The organism is Streptomyces sp. NPDC002870 (assembly GCF_042888505.1).
Lineage (GTDB): Bacteria > Actinomycetota > Actinomycetes > Streptomycetales > Streptomycetaceae > Streptomyces.
In genome coordinates this window covers 45,986-59,857 of the sequence record NZ_JBIAPW010000013.1, presented here as the reverse complement: position 1 = coordinate 59,857, position 13,872 = coordinate 45,986, and the positions used below count along the sequence as shown (strand labels likewise).

Annotated in this window: 13 protein-coding genes; 6 read left to right on the top strand and 7 right to left on the bottom strand. The window is 71.1% G+C overall.

Annotated features, from left to right (window positions below):
- Positions 1-60 precede the first annotated feature (60 nt).
- The 4 genes from ACFYWY_RS18245 to ACFYWY_RS18230 all read right to left on the bottom strand — a co-directional run bounded on the left by ACFYWY_RS18245 (position 61) and on the right by ACFYWY_RS18230 (position 5,975).
- On the bottom strand, positions 61-2,103 hold the full coding sequence (locus tag ACFYWY_RS18245; RefSeq protein WP_389187113.1) for a TerD family protein: 2,043 nt from the start codon (positions 2,101-2,103) through the stop codon (positions 61-63).
- A 97-nt stretch (positions 2,104-2,200) separates the two neighbouring features.
- Positions 2,201-2,779 carry a TerD family protein gene (locus ACFYWY_RS18240; RefSeq protein WP_389187110.1) on the bottom strand — a complete coding sequence of 193 codons (579 nt, stop codon included), beginning with the start codon at positions 2,777-2,779 and terminating at the stop codon, positions 2,201-2,203.
- Positions 2,780-2,916: 137 nt separating this feature from the next.
- Positions 2,917-5,037 carry an excinuclease ABC subunit UvrB gene (uvrB, locus tag ACFYWY_RS18235; protein ID WP_389187107.1) on the bottom strand — a complete coding sequence of 707 codons (2,121 nt, stop codon included), beginning with the start codon at positions 5,035-5,037 and terminating at the stop codon, positions 2,917-2,919.
- 59 nt (positions 5,038-5,096) lie between these two features.
- A complete protein-coding gene (locus tag ACFYWY_RS18230) occupies positions 5,097-5,975 on the bottom strand; it encodes an MHYT domain-containing protein (RefSeq protein WP_389187104.1) in 879 nt (292 codons plus the stop codon).
- 243 nt (positions 5,976-6,218) lie between these two features.
- Here ACFYWY_RS18230 and ACFYWY_RS18225 point away from each other — a divergent pair, with 243 nt between their 5' ends.
- The 6 genes from ACFYWY_RS18225 to ACFYWY_RS18200 all read left to right on the top strand — a co-directional run bounded on the left by ACFYWY_RS18225 (position 6,219) and on the right by ACFYWY_RS18200 (position 11,307).
- A complete protein-coding gene (locus ACFYWY_RS18225; protein ID WP_389187101.1) occupies positions 6,219-7,118 on the top strand; it encodes a glycerophosphodiester phosphodiesterase in 900 nt (299 codons plus the stop codon).
- A 37-nt stretch (positions 7,119-7,155) separates the two neighbouring features.
- The gene (locus tag ACFYWY_RS18220; RefSeq protein ID WP_389187099.1) at positions 7,156-7,686 is read left to right on the top strand and encodes a methylated-DNA--[protein]-cysteine S-methyltransferase; all 531 of its coding nucleotides are present in this window, start codon (positions 7,156-7,158) and stop codon (positions 7,684-7,686) included.
- A 91-nt stretch (positions 7,687-7,777) separates the two neighbouring features.
- Complete coding sequence (locus tag ACFYWY_RS18215) at positions 7,778-8,029, top strand: hypothetical protein (protein WP_389187097.1); 252 nt, start codon at positions 7,778-7,780, stop codon at positions 8,027-8,029.
- Complete coding sequence (locus tag ACFYWY_RS18210) at positions 8,026-9,285, top strand: MFS transporter (RefSeq protein ID WP_389187094.1); 1,260 nt, start codon at positions 8,026-8,028, stop codon at positions 9,283-9,285. The genes ACFYWY_RS18215 and ACFYWY_RS18210 overlap by 4 nt, the downstream gene beginning before the upstream one ends.
- A gap of 133 nt (positions 9,286-9,418) precedes the next feature.
- Positions 9,419-10,333, top strand: a complete 915-nt coding sequence (locus ACFYWY_RS18205) for a pseudouridine-5'-phosphate glycosidase (protein ID WP_389187091.1) — start codon at positions 9,419-9,421, stop codon at positions 10,331-10,333.
- Complete coding sequence (locus ACFYWY_RS18200; protein ID WP_389187088.1) at positions 10,330-11,307, top strand: carbohydrate kinase family protein; 978 nt, start codon at positions 10,330-10,332, stop codon at positions 11,305-11,307. The genes ACFYWY_RS18205 and ACFYWY_RS18200 overlap by 4 nt, the downstream gene beginning before the upstream one ends.
- Positions 11,308-11,339: 32 nt before the next feature.
- Here ACFYWY_RS18200 and ACFYWY_RS18195 read toward each other — a convergent pair whose 3' ends face one another.
- The 3 genes from ACFYWY_RS18195 to ACFYWY_RS18185 form a co-directional block, all read right to left on the bottom strand.
- Positions 11,340-11,978, bottom strand: coding sequence for a uridine kinase (locus tag ACFYWY_RS18195; RefSeq protein WP_389187086.1), 639 nt, complete (start codon positions 11,976-11,978; stop codon positions 11,340-11,342).
- Between the two features lie 7 nt (positions 11,979-11,985).
- The gene (locus ACFYWY_RS18190; protein WP_389187479.1) at positions 11,986-12,420 is read right to left on the bottom strand and encodes a cupin domain-containing protein; all 435 of its coding nucleotides are present in this window, start codon (positions 12,418-12,420) and stop codon (positions 11,986-11,988) included.
- Positions 12,421-13,108: 688 nt separating this feature from the next.
- Entirely contained in the window at positions 13,109-13,840 is a 732-nt protein-coding gene (locus tag ACFYWY_RS18185) for a hypothetical protein (RefSeq protein WP_389187084.1), read from the bottom strand.
- Positions 13,841-13,872 lie beyond the last annotated feature (32 nt).

The following is a 13,872-nucleotide window of genomic DNA, read 5'->3' as shown; positions in this document are numbered from 1 at the left end:
AGGTAAAGGGCTTGGTAAGCGGGCTTCAAGTGCGCAGGTCAGCGACGCCGGGAGCGACGTTCAGCGACGCCAGGAACGACGGGCCGCGGCCACCTGGTCCAGCACCTGGCGCAACACGGCGCTGCCCTGCGGCACCGTGAGCGGCTCGTACGTCCAGGCGTGCCGGACCCACGGGTCGGCCAGATGGTCGTCCGGGACCGGGGTGATGCGCAGCAGCGAGCACCAGAGCGGGTCGAGTACCGGTCCGTACGCGCTCGCGTCCTCGCGGTCCGCCACCATCAGCAGATGGACGCCGACCGCCGGGCCCTCGTCGGCGAGGTAGCGCAGCTGGGTGACCGCGCGGTCGTCGAAACCGTGCGGGAAGTCGTTGACGATCAGCAGCTGCTCCGCGGTGTCCAGGTCGGGCGGGAGCGAGTCGGCCGCGCCGCCGCGGACCGCCATCGTCACCAGATCCACCCGCTGGAGGAGCTTCGCGAGCGTGTCGCTCACGCCCTGCGCGCCCGCCGCCGGCGGACCGGCGAGGACCCCGGAGCCGACCAGCGGGGCGAGTGAGGGGGCTGCCGTGCCCGCCGGGTCGATGACATGGACCGTGAACTCGCCCGGCGGATAGACCGCGAGCAGCCGGGCCGCGTGCGCGACCGCGCAGTCCATGGCTAGCTTGCGCAGCTCTGCCTCGTCCAGCACGATCGCCGCCTCGGAACCGGAACGTCCGCTGTCCACCCACAGCCCCCGCTCCAGCGGCAGCCGCACCAGGAACGGAATGCGCAGCTCGGGGCTCTCCGGCAGCTGGAGATCGCCCAGGCGCAGCGCCATCGGGATCTCCATCGGGACGCGGTACGCATGCCAGGCCGGGTTGTCCCAGCGGGCGAAGGCGGGCGGCAGCGCGGGCTCGACGACCTCGGACTCGGCGGTGAGCTGGGCCAGGTCTCGGTCGAGGACCTGACGGGCCCGGTCGGTCAGCTGCTCGCACTTGGCGCGGGCCGCCTCGCGGGCGGCGTCCCCCGCGCCGCCTATGCGGCTGCGCGGGTCGGAGAGCGCCTGGTCGAGCTCCTGGTCCAGCCGGGTCTCGGCGAACTCGACGGCGCTGCGGTACGCGGCCACGCTGCGGGCCAGGTCCTCGAACATGCCCCAGATCTGGTTGTAGAGCCGCTCCTCCATGGACCAGCCGGTGGCGTCGCCCGCGACGGGCCGGGCGGGCTGCCCGGGCTGGGCGGGATGGGCGGCCGGGGGCGGCGGCGGGGGCGCGACGGACTGGCGCCGCGGGTGCGCATAGTTGATCGGCCCGCCCGTCGGCTGCGGGGCGTCGGGCGTGGGTGTCTGCTGGGAGCCCGCGGCGCCGGACTGGGCGCCGGCAGCCGCAAGGCCGTTCGGAAGCGTCGCGTCCGGTCCCGGCGCAAGCGTGGCGTCCGGCGCAAGCGTCGCGTCCGGTCCGGCCGTCTGGCTCTGCCCCGCCGTCTGATTCTGCCCGGGCGTCTGATTCGGCCGCGGCATGGCCGGCCTGGTGTAAGCGCCGTCGGCGCCGCTCGCACGCAGCTGTGCCGGCTCCGCCCGTAGTGTGCGGCCGGCCGCCGTTTCCTGGATGCCTGCGGCCGTCTCACGGGCCTTGTGCAGCCCCTGGTCGGCCAGCAGCTCCGCGAGCCCGCCCGCGTACCCCTGGCCCACCGCGCGCACCTTCCAGGCGCCTTGGCGGCGGTACAACTCGACCGCGACGAGCGCGGTCTCGGCGTCCAGGCCGGTGATGGTGAAGCTCGCCAGCTCGGCGTCCTCCTGGCCGATGACGGCGACGAAGGGAGCCGCGGTGGCACCGAACTGGGCCGGGCCGCCGGTGCCTTCGGGGAGGGCGAGCAGCACATTGACCTGATGCACCGCCTCGGGCACAGCATCCAGGTCGACGGTGAACCGGGGGGCTTCGGTGGCCCGCCGAGGCACCTCGATGCCGGGCAGCGTGGGTGCGCCGGGGTGCGCGATCCACTCGTCCCGCAAGGCTCCCTGCGGGTCGGAGCCGGTGGCGCAGGCCACGACCGGATGGCCTGCCGACACCCGAATCTCCAGGCGGGTGTGGGGCAGGGGGTGGTTCTGCCCCCGTACCAGCTCGGCCGTCATCGCTCTGTCCCCTCAGTGCTGTGCGGTGGTGGTGAGCGGTGCAGCTCCCGGCGGCCTGGTGCCTCCGGGAGCTGCGTGTCTGCCGTACGCTCCGCGCCTACAGGTGCGGCAGGATCGTCGGCATCAGGTCCTGGAAGGTACGTCCGTTGGCCGGGGTGCCGACCGCGGTCATCTGCCAGCCGCCGCCCACGCGGTGCACCTTCGCCATGATCTGAGCGGTGTACTGACCACCGCCGGTGAGCGTGTAGCGGGCGAGCTCCTGGCCGTTGGTCTCGTCGACGATGCGGCAGAACGCGTTCTGCACCTCTGCGAAGGTCTGACCGGTGAAGGAGTTCACCGTGAAGACGATCTGGTCGATGTGGACCGGCACCCGCTGGAGGTCCACGAGGATGGCCTCGTCGTCGCCGCCCTGGCCCGCTCCGCCGACCAGGTTGTCTCCGGTGTGCCGGACCGAGCCGTCGTCGCTGACAAGGTGGCGGAAGAAGACCACGTCCACCGGCTGCTTGTCGGCGAACAGCACGGCCGACGCGTCGAGGTCGACCTCTCTGGTGCGCGACCCGAACAGTCCACGGCGAGGGGCCGCCTGCCAGCCCAGGCCCATCCGCACCGCACTCAGTTCGCCCCCGTCGGCCTTCTGCAGGCTGATGCCCTGTCCCTTGGACAAGTTGACGCTCACGCGCTGTCCCCTCTCAGAACGTTCCCCTCGGCCGCCTGTCTGGGCGGTTGGACTGAAACCCTACGCAGTAGCTCGAACGGCGCAGCAGAATTGGCCCGTTTTTGTGTCGGTCTTGAAACACACCAGGTGTGCGGGGCTCAGGCGAGGCCCGCCTCCTTCATCTGGCGCAGCTCCTTCTTCAGCTCGCTCACCTCGTCACGCAGCCGTGCGGCGATCTCGAACTGCAGGTCGGCGGCGGCGGCGCGCATCCGGTCGGTCATCTCCTCGATGATCCCGGCCAGTTCGGCCGCGGGCCGGTCGGTGAGCACCTCGCCCGTCCTGCCGCCGCGGCCGCCCAGCACCGGGACCGGTGCCTTGGCGCCCTTGCCGGGCTTCTCCGCCTTCGCCTGGCGGTAGCCGCTGCCGAGCAGCTCCTCGGTGTCGACCTCCTCGCGCGCGATGGTCGCCACGATGTCGTTGATCTTCTTACGGAGCGGCTGCGGGTCGAGGCCGCGCTCGGTGTTGTACGCGACCTGCTTCTCCCGGCGGCGGTTGGTCTCGTCGATGGCCTGTGCCATCGCCGGGGTGATGGAGTCGGCGTACATGTGGACCTGGCCGGAGACATTGCGCGCCGCGCGGCCGATGGTCTGGATCAGCGAGGTGCCGGAACGCAGGAAACCCTGCTTGTCGGCGTCGAGGATGGCCACCAGTGACACCTCGGGGAGGTCGAGTCCCTCACGCAGCAGGTTGATGCCGACCAGCACGTCGTACTCACCGGCGCGCAGTTCGCGCAGCAGCTCGACCCGGCGCAGGGTGTCGACGTCACTGTGCAGGTACCGGACCTGGATGCCCAGTTCGAGGAAGTAGTCGGTGAGGTCCTCGGACATCTTCTTGGTGAGCGTGGTGACCAGGACACGCTCGTCCTTCTCGGTGCGCAGGCGGATCTCGTGCACCAGGTCGTCGATCTGCCCCTCGGTGGGCTTGACGACGACCTGCGGGTCGACCAGTCCGGTGGGACGGATGATCTGCTCCACGAAGCCGTCGCCGCGGGAGAGTTCGTACTTCCCCGGGGTCGCCGACAGATAGACCGTCTGGCCGATCCGCTGCTGGAACTCCTCCCACTTCAGCGGTCGGTTGTCGAGCGCGGACGGCAGCCGGAAGCCGTGGTCGACCAGCGTGCGCTTGCGGGACGCGTCGCCCTCGTACATAGCGCCGATCTGGGGCACGGTGACATGCGACTCGTCGATGACGAGGAGGAAGTCCTCGGGGAAGTAGTCGAGGAGGGTGTTGGGCGCGGTGCCGGGGTCGCGGTCGTCGAAGTGCATCGAGTAGTTCTCGACGCCCGAGCAGGAGCCGATCTGGCGCAGCATCTCGATGTCGTACGTGGTGCGCATGCGCAGCCGCTGGGACTCCAGCAGCTTGCCCTGCTTGTCGAGCTCGGCGAGGCGCTGCTCGAGCTCGGCCTCGATGCCGTTGATCGCCTTCTCCATGCGCTCCGGACCCGCCACGTAGTGGCTCGCCGGGAAGACGTACAGCGAATCGTCCTCGCTGATGATCTCGCCGGTGAGCGGGTGGAGGGTGGAAAGCGCCTCGATCTCGTCGCCGAACATCTCGATGCGGACGGCGAGCTCCTCGTAGACCGGGAAGATCTCGATGGTGTCGCCGCGGACCCGGAAGGTGCCGCGCGCGAAGGCCACGTCGTTGCGCGTGTACTGGATGTCGACGAAGCGGCGCAGCAGCTGGTCGCGGTCGATCTCCTCGCCGACCTTGAGGGGCACCATCCGGTCGACGTACTCCTGCGGGGTGCCGAGGCCGTAGATGCACGAGACGGAGGCGACCACGATCACATCACGGCGGGTGAGCAGGGAGTTCGTCGCGGAGTGGCGCAGCCGCTCGACCTCTTCGTTGATCGAGGAGTCCTTCTCGATGTAGGTGTCCGACTGCGGGACGTACGCCTCGGGCTGGTAGTAGTCGTAGTACGAGACGAAGTACTCCACCGCGTTGTTCGGCAGGAGCTCGCGGAACTCGTTCGCCAGCTGGGCGGCCAGGGTCTTGTTCGGCGCCATCACCAAGGTGGGGCGCTGAAGCTTCTCGATCATCCAGGCGGTGGTCGCCGACTTGCCGGTGCCGGTCGCACCCAGCAGGACGACATCCTTCTCACCTGCGCGGATGCGCCGCTCCAGGTCGGCGATGGCCGTCGGCTGGTCGCCGCTGGGCTGGTAGGGACTGACGACCTCGAAGGGCGCCACCGTGCGTTCGATCTTGGAAACGGGCCGCATGGATCCACCGTACGACCCACCACTGACAACCGGGGGCGATCCGCTGTGGCCTCAGGCACTCACCAGTCGCCGGACCGCGGCGAGCCCCGGCGAGGGGACCGGTCGGCGGCCCAGCCCGCGGGCTGTCCCTGCCGCTGCCCGGCGCGCTGCGCCGGCACTCCGGGGCGGGCGGGCACCCCCTGGGCGGTCCGCCGTCCGTCCGGATCGCCCATGACGAGCAGCGGGTCGAACATCACCACCACTGCGGCGAGGAGCAGGAAGACCACCGGGCCGATCAGCATGGGCGCGAGCAGGGTGGCGGCGGAGTCGCCGGTGCCGGCCGGGCCGGCCGCCCCGTGCAGATGGACGCTGACCGCCGCCATCCCGGTGTAGTGCATGCCGCTCACGGCGATGCCCATCACCAGGCTCGCCCCGAGGCTCGCCAGGAAGCCGTGGACCGATACGGCCGCCCAGAGGGCCGAGGTGGCGGCCACGACAGCGATGACCACGGAGAGGGCGACGGTCAGGGTGTCGTACTCGAGGCGTCCCTGCAGTCGCATCCCGGCCATGCCGAGGTAGTGCATGGAGGCCACGCCGAGGCCGGTGATCGTCCCGCCGGTGACCAGGGCCATGGGGGTCGCGCCGCGGTATCCGACGATGAAGATCCCGATGCCCACCATGACGATGGCGACCGCCAGGCTGGCGAAGGTCGTCGGTCCGTCGTAGCCGATGGGGGCCTCGGCGACGGTGAACCCCATCATCGCGATGAAGTGCATCGTCCAGATGCCCGAGCCGATCGCGGTCGCGCCCAGGGCGAGCCAGCCCGGCTTGAAGGAGCCCCCGTTGCGGATGGACCTGGTGGTGCAGCGGAGGCCGAGGGCCCCGCCTAGGCACGCCATCAAGTAGGCCGCCACGGGTGTGACGAGGCCGTAGCTGAATCCGTCGACAGTCCCCTGCATGCCGGTAAGCCCTTCGCTCCTTGTGATCCCCGCGATCCCTGACGGAACGTCTGGTCCGGGGGCGAGAGTAGGGCTCTCGCCACGGTAAGCAAACAATTGAACGGAGATTTATCGACACAGAAACCGACACGTGATGCGCTCCGGGCGGATCCGTTCACGTTCTGGCCATACTTCGCCTGTTCCTCGTTGGCCGTCAACTGCCACCCTCGGCCCGTCCGCGACCCGACCCCGTGAGGAGTCCAGGTGTACGCACGACCCGCCGCAGCAACGGCCGCCGCCGTCCTGGGAGTCAGCGCACTGCTGCTTCCGGGCCCCGCGGCCGAGACCGCAGAGGCCGCCGAGACCACGGCCCAGACCGCAGGCCGACACTGTGTCCCCCTTGTGATCGCCCACCGTGGCGCCTCCGCGTACGCGCCCGAGAACACTCTCGCGGCCATCGATCTCGCCGTCGGCATGGGCTTCGCCTGGGTCGAGAACGACGTTCAGCGCACCAAGGACGGCGAGCTGGTCGTCGTCCACGACGACTCCCTGGCGCGGACCACCGACGTGGAGCAGCGCTTCCCCGGGCGCGCGCCGTGGAAGATCAAGGACTTCACGGCCGCCGAGATCGCCACGCTGGACGCGGGCAGCTGGTTCGGCCCGAAGTGGGCGGGTGCGCGAGTGCCGACGCTCAAGCAGTATCTGAACCGGGTCGACGACAACGGCCAGAAGTTGCTCCTGGAGATCAAGAAGCCGGAGCTCTACCCGGGCATCGAGAAGGACACCCTGCGGGTGCTGCACGAGGAGGGCTGGCTCGATCGCCACCACGTCAAGCACAAGCTGGTCATCCAGAGCTTCGGCGCGGACACCGTGAAGGCCGTGCACCAGCAGCGGCCCGACATCACGACGGGCTTCCTCGGTACCCCCGCGGTGGCCGATCTGCCGTCGTACGCGGCGTTCACCGACCAGATCAACCCGACGCACACCTCCATCTCGGCCGAGTACGTGGCCGCGGTGCACCGGCTCAAGGGCGCGCACGGCAAGCGGCTGTGGATCAGCACCTGGACCGTGAACGACGCGGCGGGCGCGGCGCGCGTGGACGGCTTCGGGGTGGACGGCATCATCACCAACAACCCGGACGTCGTCCGGGACGCGGTGGACTGAACCGGCACTGTCAGTGCCCGGTCGTACGGTGGTTCGCATGAAGAGCTTCGAGTGGACCGTCGTGGGCACGGACATCGGGCCGCTGCTGCTCGCCGCGACCGAGGAGGGCCTGGTGAGCGTGGTCTTCCATGCTGACGCGGCGATACGGGACAGGGCGCTCGGGCAGCTGGCGGGGCGGCTCGGCGCGGAGCCGGTTCAGGACGCTACGGGCCTGCTGGCCGAGCCGGTACGCCAGCTGGAGGCGTATTTCGCGGGCGGACTGCGGCAGTTCGAGCTGCCGCTGGACTGGTCGCTGTCCGGCGGGTTCAACCGGCAGGTGCTGCGGGAGCTGGCGGACGGCGTGCCGTACGGCACGGTCGTCGGGTACGGCGACCTGGCGGCCCGGGTTGGCCAGCCGGGCGCCGCGCAGGCCGTGGGCGCGGCGATGGGCTCCAATCCACTGCCGGTGGTGGTGCCCTGCCACCGCGTGGTGGAGACGGACGGCGGGCTGGGCGGGTTCGGGGGCGGCCTGGAGACCAAGCGGAAGCTGCTGGCACTGGAGGGGGTGCTGCCGGAGCCGCTGTTCTGACGGGGGCAGGACGGGGGCCGGCACCGAGGCGCCGGTCCGGATGTAGGGGTACTCGATGTCGTACGCGCGTACGGGCTGGCACACTGCGCCAGTGACCATCAGCCCTGACGCGCCTGACATATCCGATGCGCCTGCCGCGGTCGTTGCGGGAGCGGTCGCTGCTGCCGCGACCGTTACGGGAGCGGTCGCCGCTGCCGCGACCACGGCGGCCGGGAGCTCTGCCGCCTTCGTGACCGCTCTCGCGGCCACCCTCGTGGCCGGTCTCGCCGCCGCGTTCGCGATCCCCCTCGGGGGCGGTCTCGCCGGTCTCGCGGCCGGCGGTGGAACGGCGGACGCGCGGTGACGTCGATCGACAAGGCAGCCGCCCCCGCTCCGGTGTCGGCCGACGAGCTGCCCGCGCTGCGGCGGCGGATCACCGCGGTGCTCATCGCCAGCCAGATCCTCGGCGGGCTCGGCGTCGCGACCGGGATCGCGCTCGCCACCGTGCTGGCGCAGCAGGTGAGCGGGACCGAGGCCCTGTCCGGTCTCGCGCCGACCGCCACCGTGGCAGGGACCGCGCTGCTGTCCATACCGCTGGCCGCGCTGATGACGGCCCGCGGGCGGCGGCCCGGGCTCGTACTCGCCTATCTGCTCGGCGCGTTGGGCGCGGGCGTGGTCGTGCTGGCCGCGGTGGTGGACAACTTTCCGCTGCTGCTCCTGGGCATGGCCCTCTTCGGCGCGGGCTCGTCGGCGAATCTCCAGGCGCGCTTCGCGGCAGCCGACCTTGCCGAGCCCGAGCGGCGCGGCCGGGCCATCTCCAATGTCGTGTGGGCGACCACGATCGGCGCGGTGCTCGGCCCCAATATCGCGGCGCCCGCGGGCCGCAGCGTGTCCGGGCTCGGGATACCGGCGGCCGCGGGGCCGTTCTTCTGGGCGGCCGGGGTGTTCCTCGTCTCCGGGGTCATGGTCTTCGTCCTGCTGCGCCCCGATCCGCTGCTGACCGCCCGTGCACTGTCCCCTGCCGACCGCTCCCCCGAGGGGCGCTCGCTGCGAGCGGGGATGCGGGCCGTGCGTGAGTCGCCGATGGCCCGGCTTGCGCTGGTCACCGTCGCCGTCTCACACACCGCGATGGTGTCGATCATGACGATGACTCCGGTCGCACTCAGCCACCACGGCGCGGGCATCGAGCTGATCGGCCTCGTGATCAGCGGCCATATCGCGGGCATGTACGCGTTCTCGCCGGTGATGGGCTGGCTGGCGGACCGGGTCGGCCGGCTCGCGGTGATCGGCCTCGCGGTCGGGCTGCTCTGCACGGCCGCGCTGCTCGCCGGTACGGCGGGGGCGAGCCACGGGCAGACCGCCGCCGGGCTCTTCGTCCTCGGACTCGGCTGGTCGGCGGGCCTGGTGTCCGGCTCCACGCTGCTCACCGACTCTGTGCCACAGCCCGCACGGGCCGCCGTGCAGGGCCTGTCCGACCTGACCATGAATACGGCGGCTGGCATCGGCGGAGCGGCCGCCGGACTGATCGTCGCGCAGGCGAGCTACGGCTGGCTGAACGTGGTCGGCGCCTGCATGCTGCTGCCGATGGCCGCACTCGCGGTACGCAGAGCACTCAGCTGACCGTTCCGCTCCTGCCTACCGTGGGCCGGAACTGTCCGGCCCTCGCGCGGACGGACCGACTGCGGGCTGCCGCAGCGCGGCTGAGCGCTCTGGTTCGGGTTTGGGCGCGGCGCTCCCGTGCCAGGGATGGGACATGCTGCTGACCACGGAAGTGACGGAAGTATCCGCGGAAGTACGAGAAGCACTGGCCGCGCACCGGCCCGTCGTGGCCCTGGAGTCGACGATCATCGCGCACGGGCTGCCGCGTCCGCGCAATCTGGCCGTCGCCGAGGAGCTGGAGGCGATCGTACGGTCCGGGGGCGCCGTCCCCGCCACCGTCGCGATACTCGACGGAAAGGTCCATATCGGCCTGGACAAGCGGGAGTTGGAGCGGGTAGCGGGAGACGACGACGTACGCAAGCTCGGGCAGCGGGACCTCGCGCCCGCGCTGGCGGCCGGGGTGAGCGGGGCGACGACCGTGTCGGCGACGGCCTTCCTGGCGGCGCGTGCCGGGATCCGGGTCTTCGCGACCGGCGGACTCGGCGGGGTGCACCGCGAGTGGACCGAGACGCAGGACGAGTCGGCGGATCTGCGGGTGCTGGCGCAGACCCGGATCGCGGTGGTGTGCGCGGGCGTGAAGTCGGTCCTTGACGTGCCGGCGACGCTGCAGCGGCTGGAGACGCTGGGCATCGGGGTTCTCGGATACGGCACCGGCCTTTTCCCCGGCTTCTATCTGGCCTCCTCCGGCCAGCCGGTCGACTGGACGGTCCGTACGCCGGAGGAGGTGGCGGAGGTGATCCGGGCGAAGGAGGCGCTGGGCGGGCCGGATTCGGCTCTGATCGTCGCGAATCCGGTCCCGGAGGCGGAGCAGCTGGACCCGGCGCTGCACGACCGGGTACTCGGCGAGGCGCTGGACGAGTGCCGGGAGCGCGGGATCAGCGGCCAGGCCGTGACGCCGTTCCTGCTCGACCATCTGATGCGGCGGACACAGGGGGCTTCACTGGAGGCCAATGTGGCGGCGGTGCGAGGTAACGTGCGGCTGGCGGCGCGGATCGCGGCGGCGCTGTGACGGTCGCCGCCGCCGGGTTGCTGGTCATCGGCGATGTGGTCACCGATGTCGTGGCCCGGCACCAGGGGCCTCCCCCAGCCTTCGGCCGGGGGGACCCGCATCTCACTTCGTTCGTCCGGGGGACGGACACGGCGGCGCGGATCCGCATCCTGCCCGGCGGGGCGGGCGCCAATGCGGCGTGCTGGGCGGTGCGTTGGGGCTGCGCGGACGTACGTCTCCTCGGCCGGGTCGGCCGCGACGAGGCGGGCTGGCACGAGGAGCGGCTGCGCGCCGCGAGCGTACGGCCGCTCCTCGTCGCGGACACCGAGGCCCCGACGGCCACGGTCATCGCGCTGGTCGACGCGACCGCCGAGCGGACGTTCCTCACCGACAGCGGTGCGGTGCTGCGTATGTCCCCTGCCGACTGGTCGCCGTCGCTGCTCGACGGCGTCGGCCATCTGCACCTCTCCGGCTATCTCCTCTTCTCCCCCGCCAGCCGTCAACTGGCCCGCCTCGCCCTGGAGTCGGCGCGGGCCCGTGCCGTCACGGTGAGCGTGGACCCGGCCTCGGCGGGCTTCATCACGGAGCTGGGCGTGGACCGCGTGCAGGCAGCGTTCGCGGGCGCGGACGTGCTCTTCCCGAACGCCGAAGAGGCCCGCCTCCTCACCGGCCTGCCCGACCCGGCCGACGCGGCCGCGAAGCTCAGCCGCCTGGTCCCGCTGACGGTCGTCACGCTGGGCGCGGACGGCGCGCTGGTCGCCGAGTCCGGCGCGGTCACGGCGCGCGTCCCACCGGTCCAGGCCGCCGCGGTGGACTCGACGGGCGCGGGCGACGCCTTCACCGGCGCGTTCCTCGCCGCACGCCTGGCCGGGGCGGATGCGCCGACGGCCGCGGCGGAGGGCTGCCGGGCGGGCGCGGAGGCGGTGACGCTGATCGGCGGCCGACCGCAGAGCCCGGGCGAATCCGATCGGCTGCCGACCGCAGAGCCCGGTTGAGACCGAGCCGGGGCGGCCCCCAGCCCTGAGGCTCAGCGGAGGCCGCCCCACGCGGGGTGACGCGGATCGTCGGCTCGTACGACCACATCGGCGGCCTCCGCCGGCCCCACCTCGTCCTCGTACCGACCGAACGCGGGCAGTGTCCAGCGCTCACTCTCCGGCGTACGACGCCGAAGCGCCGCCGGCGAGAGCCGAAGATGCACGCTCAGATCGAACGGGAACCAGTGCCCGAACAGGAACGGCCCGTGCAGCAACAGCACGCCTCCGGACGGGAGTTCGACGTACGGACTGCGCGTCGCCCGGTCGGTCACGGGATCCCAAAGATCGGGCAGCACCCGCCCGCTGCCACCGGCCTCCAGGGGCCCGAAGACCTCCCGCCACAGCGCCCCGGTGTCGAACCAGCCGCTGTAGTACGTGTCGGCGTCCTCGCGCCCGTACTCGTACCGAAGCGAGGCGGGCCGCAGAAACCCACTCGTCCCGGCCACCAGCACGCTCCGCCCCCGCACCCGCAGCGCCTCTGCGACCCCCTCGGCAAGCTCACCTGTCCCCGCGGCGGGCGCCCCGTCGATGCCGACCCGCAGCCAGGGACTGCCGTCCTCGGCCTTCCCCGCCATGACCCGGTCGGCCAGGACCTCGGTCAGCCGCTCCCAGGTGATCGCTTCGAGTCGCACCCGTCCATCATGCTCCGGCGCAGGCCGGCGCGTCCGCGTCGACGGACAGCGGGCTGCCGGCGGGCAGCAGATACGTCACGTACAGCACGACCGGTTCGCTGCCCAGGTTGCGCCCGATGTGCCGGTGCTTCGGGCCGGAGGGCTCGATGAACGCCGTACCGGCAGGAGTCACCTCGACGGAACAGTCGTCCAGCGTCCGGGTCAGCGTCCCGGACTTGACCACGGCGAGGAGCTGCCCGGGGTGGTGGTGCCAGCCGGTGGAGCCGCCCGGTGCCACCGTGATCGTCCGTACCACCACATCGGTACGCCCCTTGGCCTTCAGCTTCAGCGTCTCTTGGGACACGCCCTGCGCGAGCACCGTCCCAGAGACGCCGCTGCCGGGAGTGGCGTTCGCGGCGGACGGCACCGTCGCGAGCGCCGCCAGACACCCGACCAGGACCATCGCCGTACGCGTACGCCCCTGCCCCTGCCCCTGCTTACCGCTCCCGATGATCTGTCCGAACATGGAACCCCTCCAACTCCCCAGCGAGACCCCGGCGTTCCCTTGCGAACACCCGCCCGCACTGTCGCGAAAACCGCCCCAAGGTACCTGATACGCGCAGGGTCCTCCCGTACGCTCACGATCTTGGTACCTCTCGCTGGAGGTCTTCGCGCGCGCTTCGTCGCGCGCTTCTTCGCGGGCCGCGGAGTCTCATTCGGGGCCGTCCCGGAAAGGGACCGTAAACAGGAGCGGGCCCGGGGGCGTAGCCGGCCCCCGAGCCCTGTGATGCCGCCCATGTCACACGCCGGCACGCTTGAGAACCCGAGTCAGTCGTTATGTCGCCGCGTCCTGCCTTTGGACCACCGCACATTGAGCTGCGCGGGCCGGACTTGAACCGGCATTTCGACGCACCAGGGCCCGGGCCCGGTCGATCCGGCGATCGGCGGCGAATGCTGAGTCTGGAGCAATAGTCTGAGATTGATCGCGGTCTGCCTCTGCCGAGTTGGGCTACCGCGGCCCGTAGTTACGGAAAGTGCCGCGGGGAGGACTCGAACCTCCACTGGAACCGCGCAGTCACGACAAGCTTCAGTTTCAGCTTGCGCTCCTCGCGCACCCCGTCCGCACGAAGGCGGACGGGGAATCTTTGAGGCTACCCGAACAGATAGCCAAATACGGCGTCGCCCACCCGCTGGTCGGTGACCTCCGCGCCATTCGCCTCCTCGCGGGCGAACTTCACAGCCTGCTGCAGCTTCTCCACCCGCTCCAGCAGCTCGTTGATCCGCCGGGCCGGGAGCGCCCCGGAGAACTTCACGGTCGTCCAGTAACCGACCGGAATGTCCTCGTAGTACACCTCGACCTGCGCCGGGTGCTTCTCGGTGGCCTCGGCCTTCACATGATTGCGGGGGACTTTCTTCGTACGGAGAGTGCGTACCGACTCGGTCTTCCATGCGTCGGTCGACGGGTCCTGCGTCCACGACTCCGAGGCGTCGAGCACCGGGAGCTTGCGCACAAAGGTGTTGATGTCCGTCAACTGCTTCTCGAGGAAGAGGAGATACGCCACCGGCACCTCGCTCACCAGGACGCGCCCGTCCACCGTCACATCGGCGCGGGCGGTGCAGTTGGCCCAGTCCTTGGTGGCCGTCACGTCGAACAGCCGGGTCAGCGTCTTCGCCGTCTCGCGCAGCACGTCCTCGGCCTTGACCTGGACTCGGGTCGACTCGGGCGGCAGCTGCTCGCCCTCCTCGTCCTTGGGCTGGTACGTACGCGAGATGCCAGCGAGCAACGCAGGCTTCTGCAGCCCGTGATGGGCCGCCGTCAGGTCCTGGTGCGCCTTGGACTTGACGCCTTTCTCGACTGCGATGATCTGATTGAGTTTCGCCACGTCGATCAAGCTAGCAAGACCTCCGGCCCACG

What these genes read in the sequence shown, in the direction of transcription:
- ACFYWY_RS18245 (WP_389187113.1), bottom strand. Translation starts at nt 2,103, where the DNA reads ATGACGGCCGAGCTGGTACGGGGGCAGAACCACCCCCTGCCCCACACC.
- ACFYWY_RS18230 (WP_389187104.1), bottom strand. Translation starts at nt 5,975, where the DNA reads ATGCAGGGGACTGTCGACGGATTCAGCTACGGCCTCGTCACACCCGTG.
- ACFYWY_RS18205 (WP_389187091.1), top strand. Translation starts at nt 9,419, where the DNA reads ATGCTGCTGACCACGGAAGTGACGGAAGTATCCGCGGAAGTACGAGAA.
- ACFYWY_RS18190 (WP_389187479.1), bottom strand. Translation starts at nt 12,420, where the DNA reads ATGGTCCTGGTCGGGTGTCTGGCGGCGCTCGCGACGGTGCCGTCCGCC.
- ACFYWY_RS18220 (WP_389187099.1), top strand. Translation starts at nt 7,156, where the DNA reads ATGAAGAGCTTCGAGTGGACCGTCGTGGGCACGGACATCGGGCCGCTG.
- uvrB (WP_389187107.1), bottom strand. Translation starts at nt 5,037, where the DNA reads ATGCGGCCCGTTTCCAAGATCGAACGCACGGTGGCGCCCTTCGAGGTC.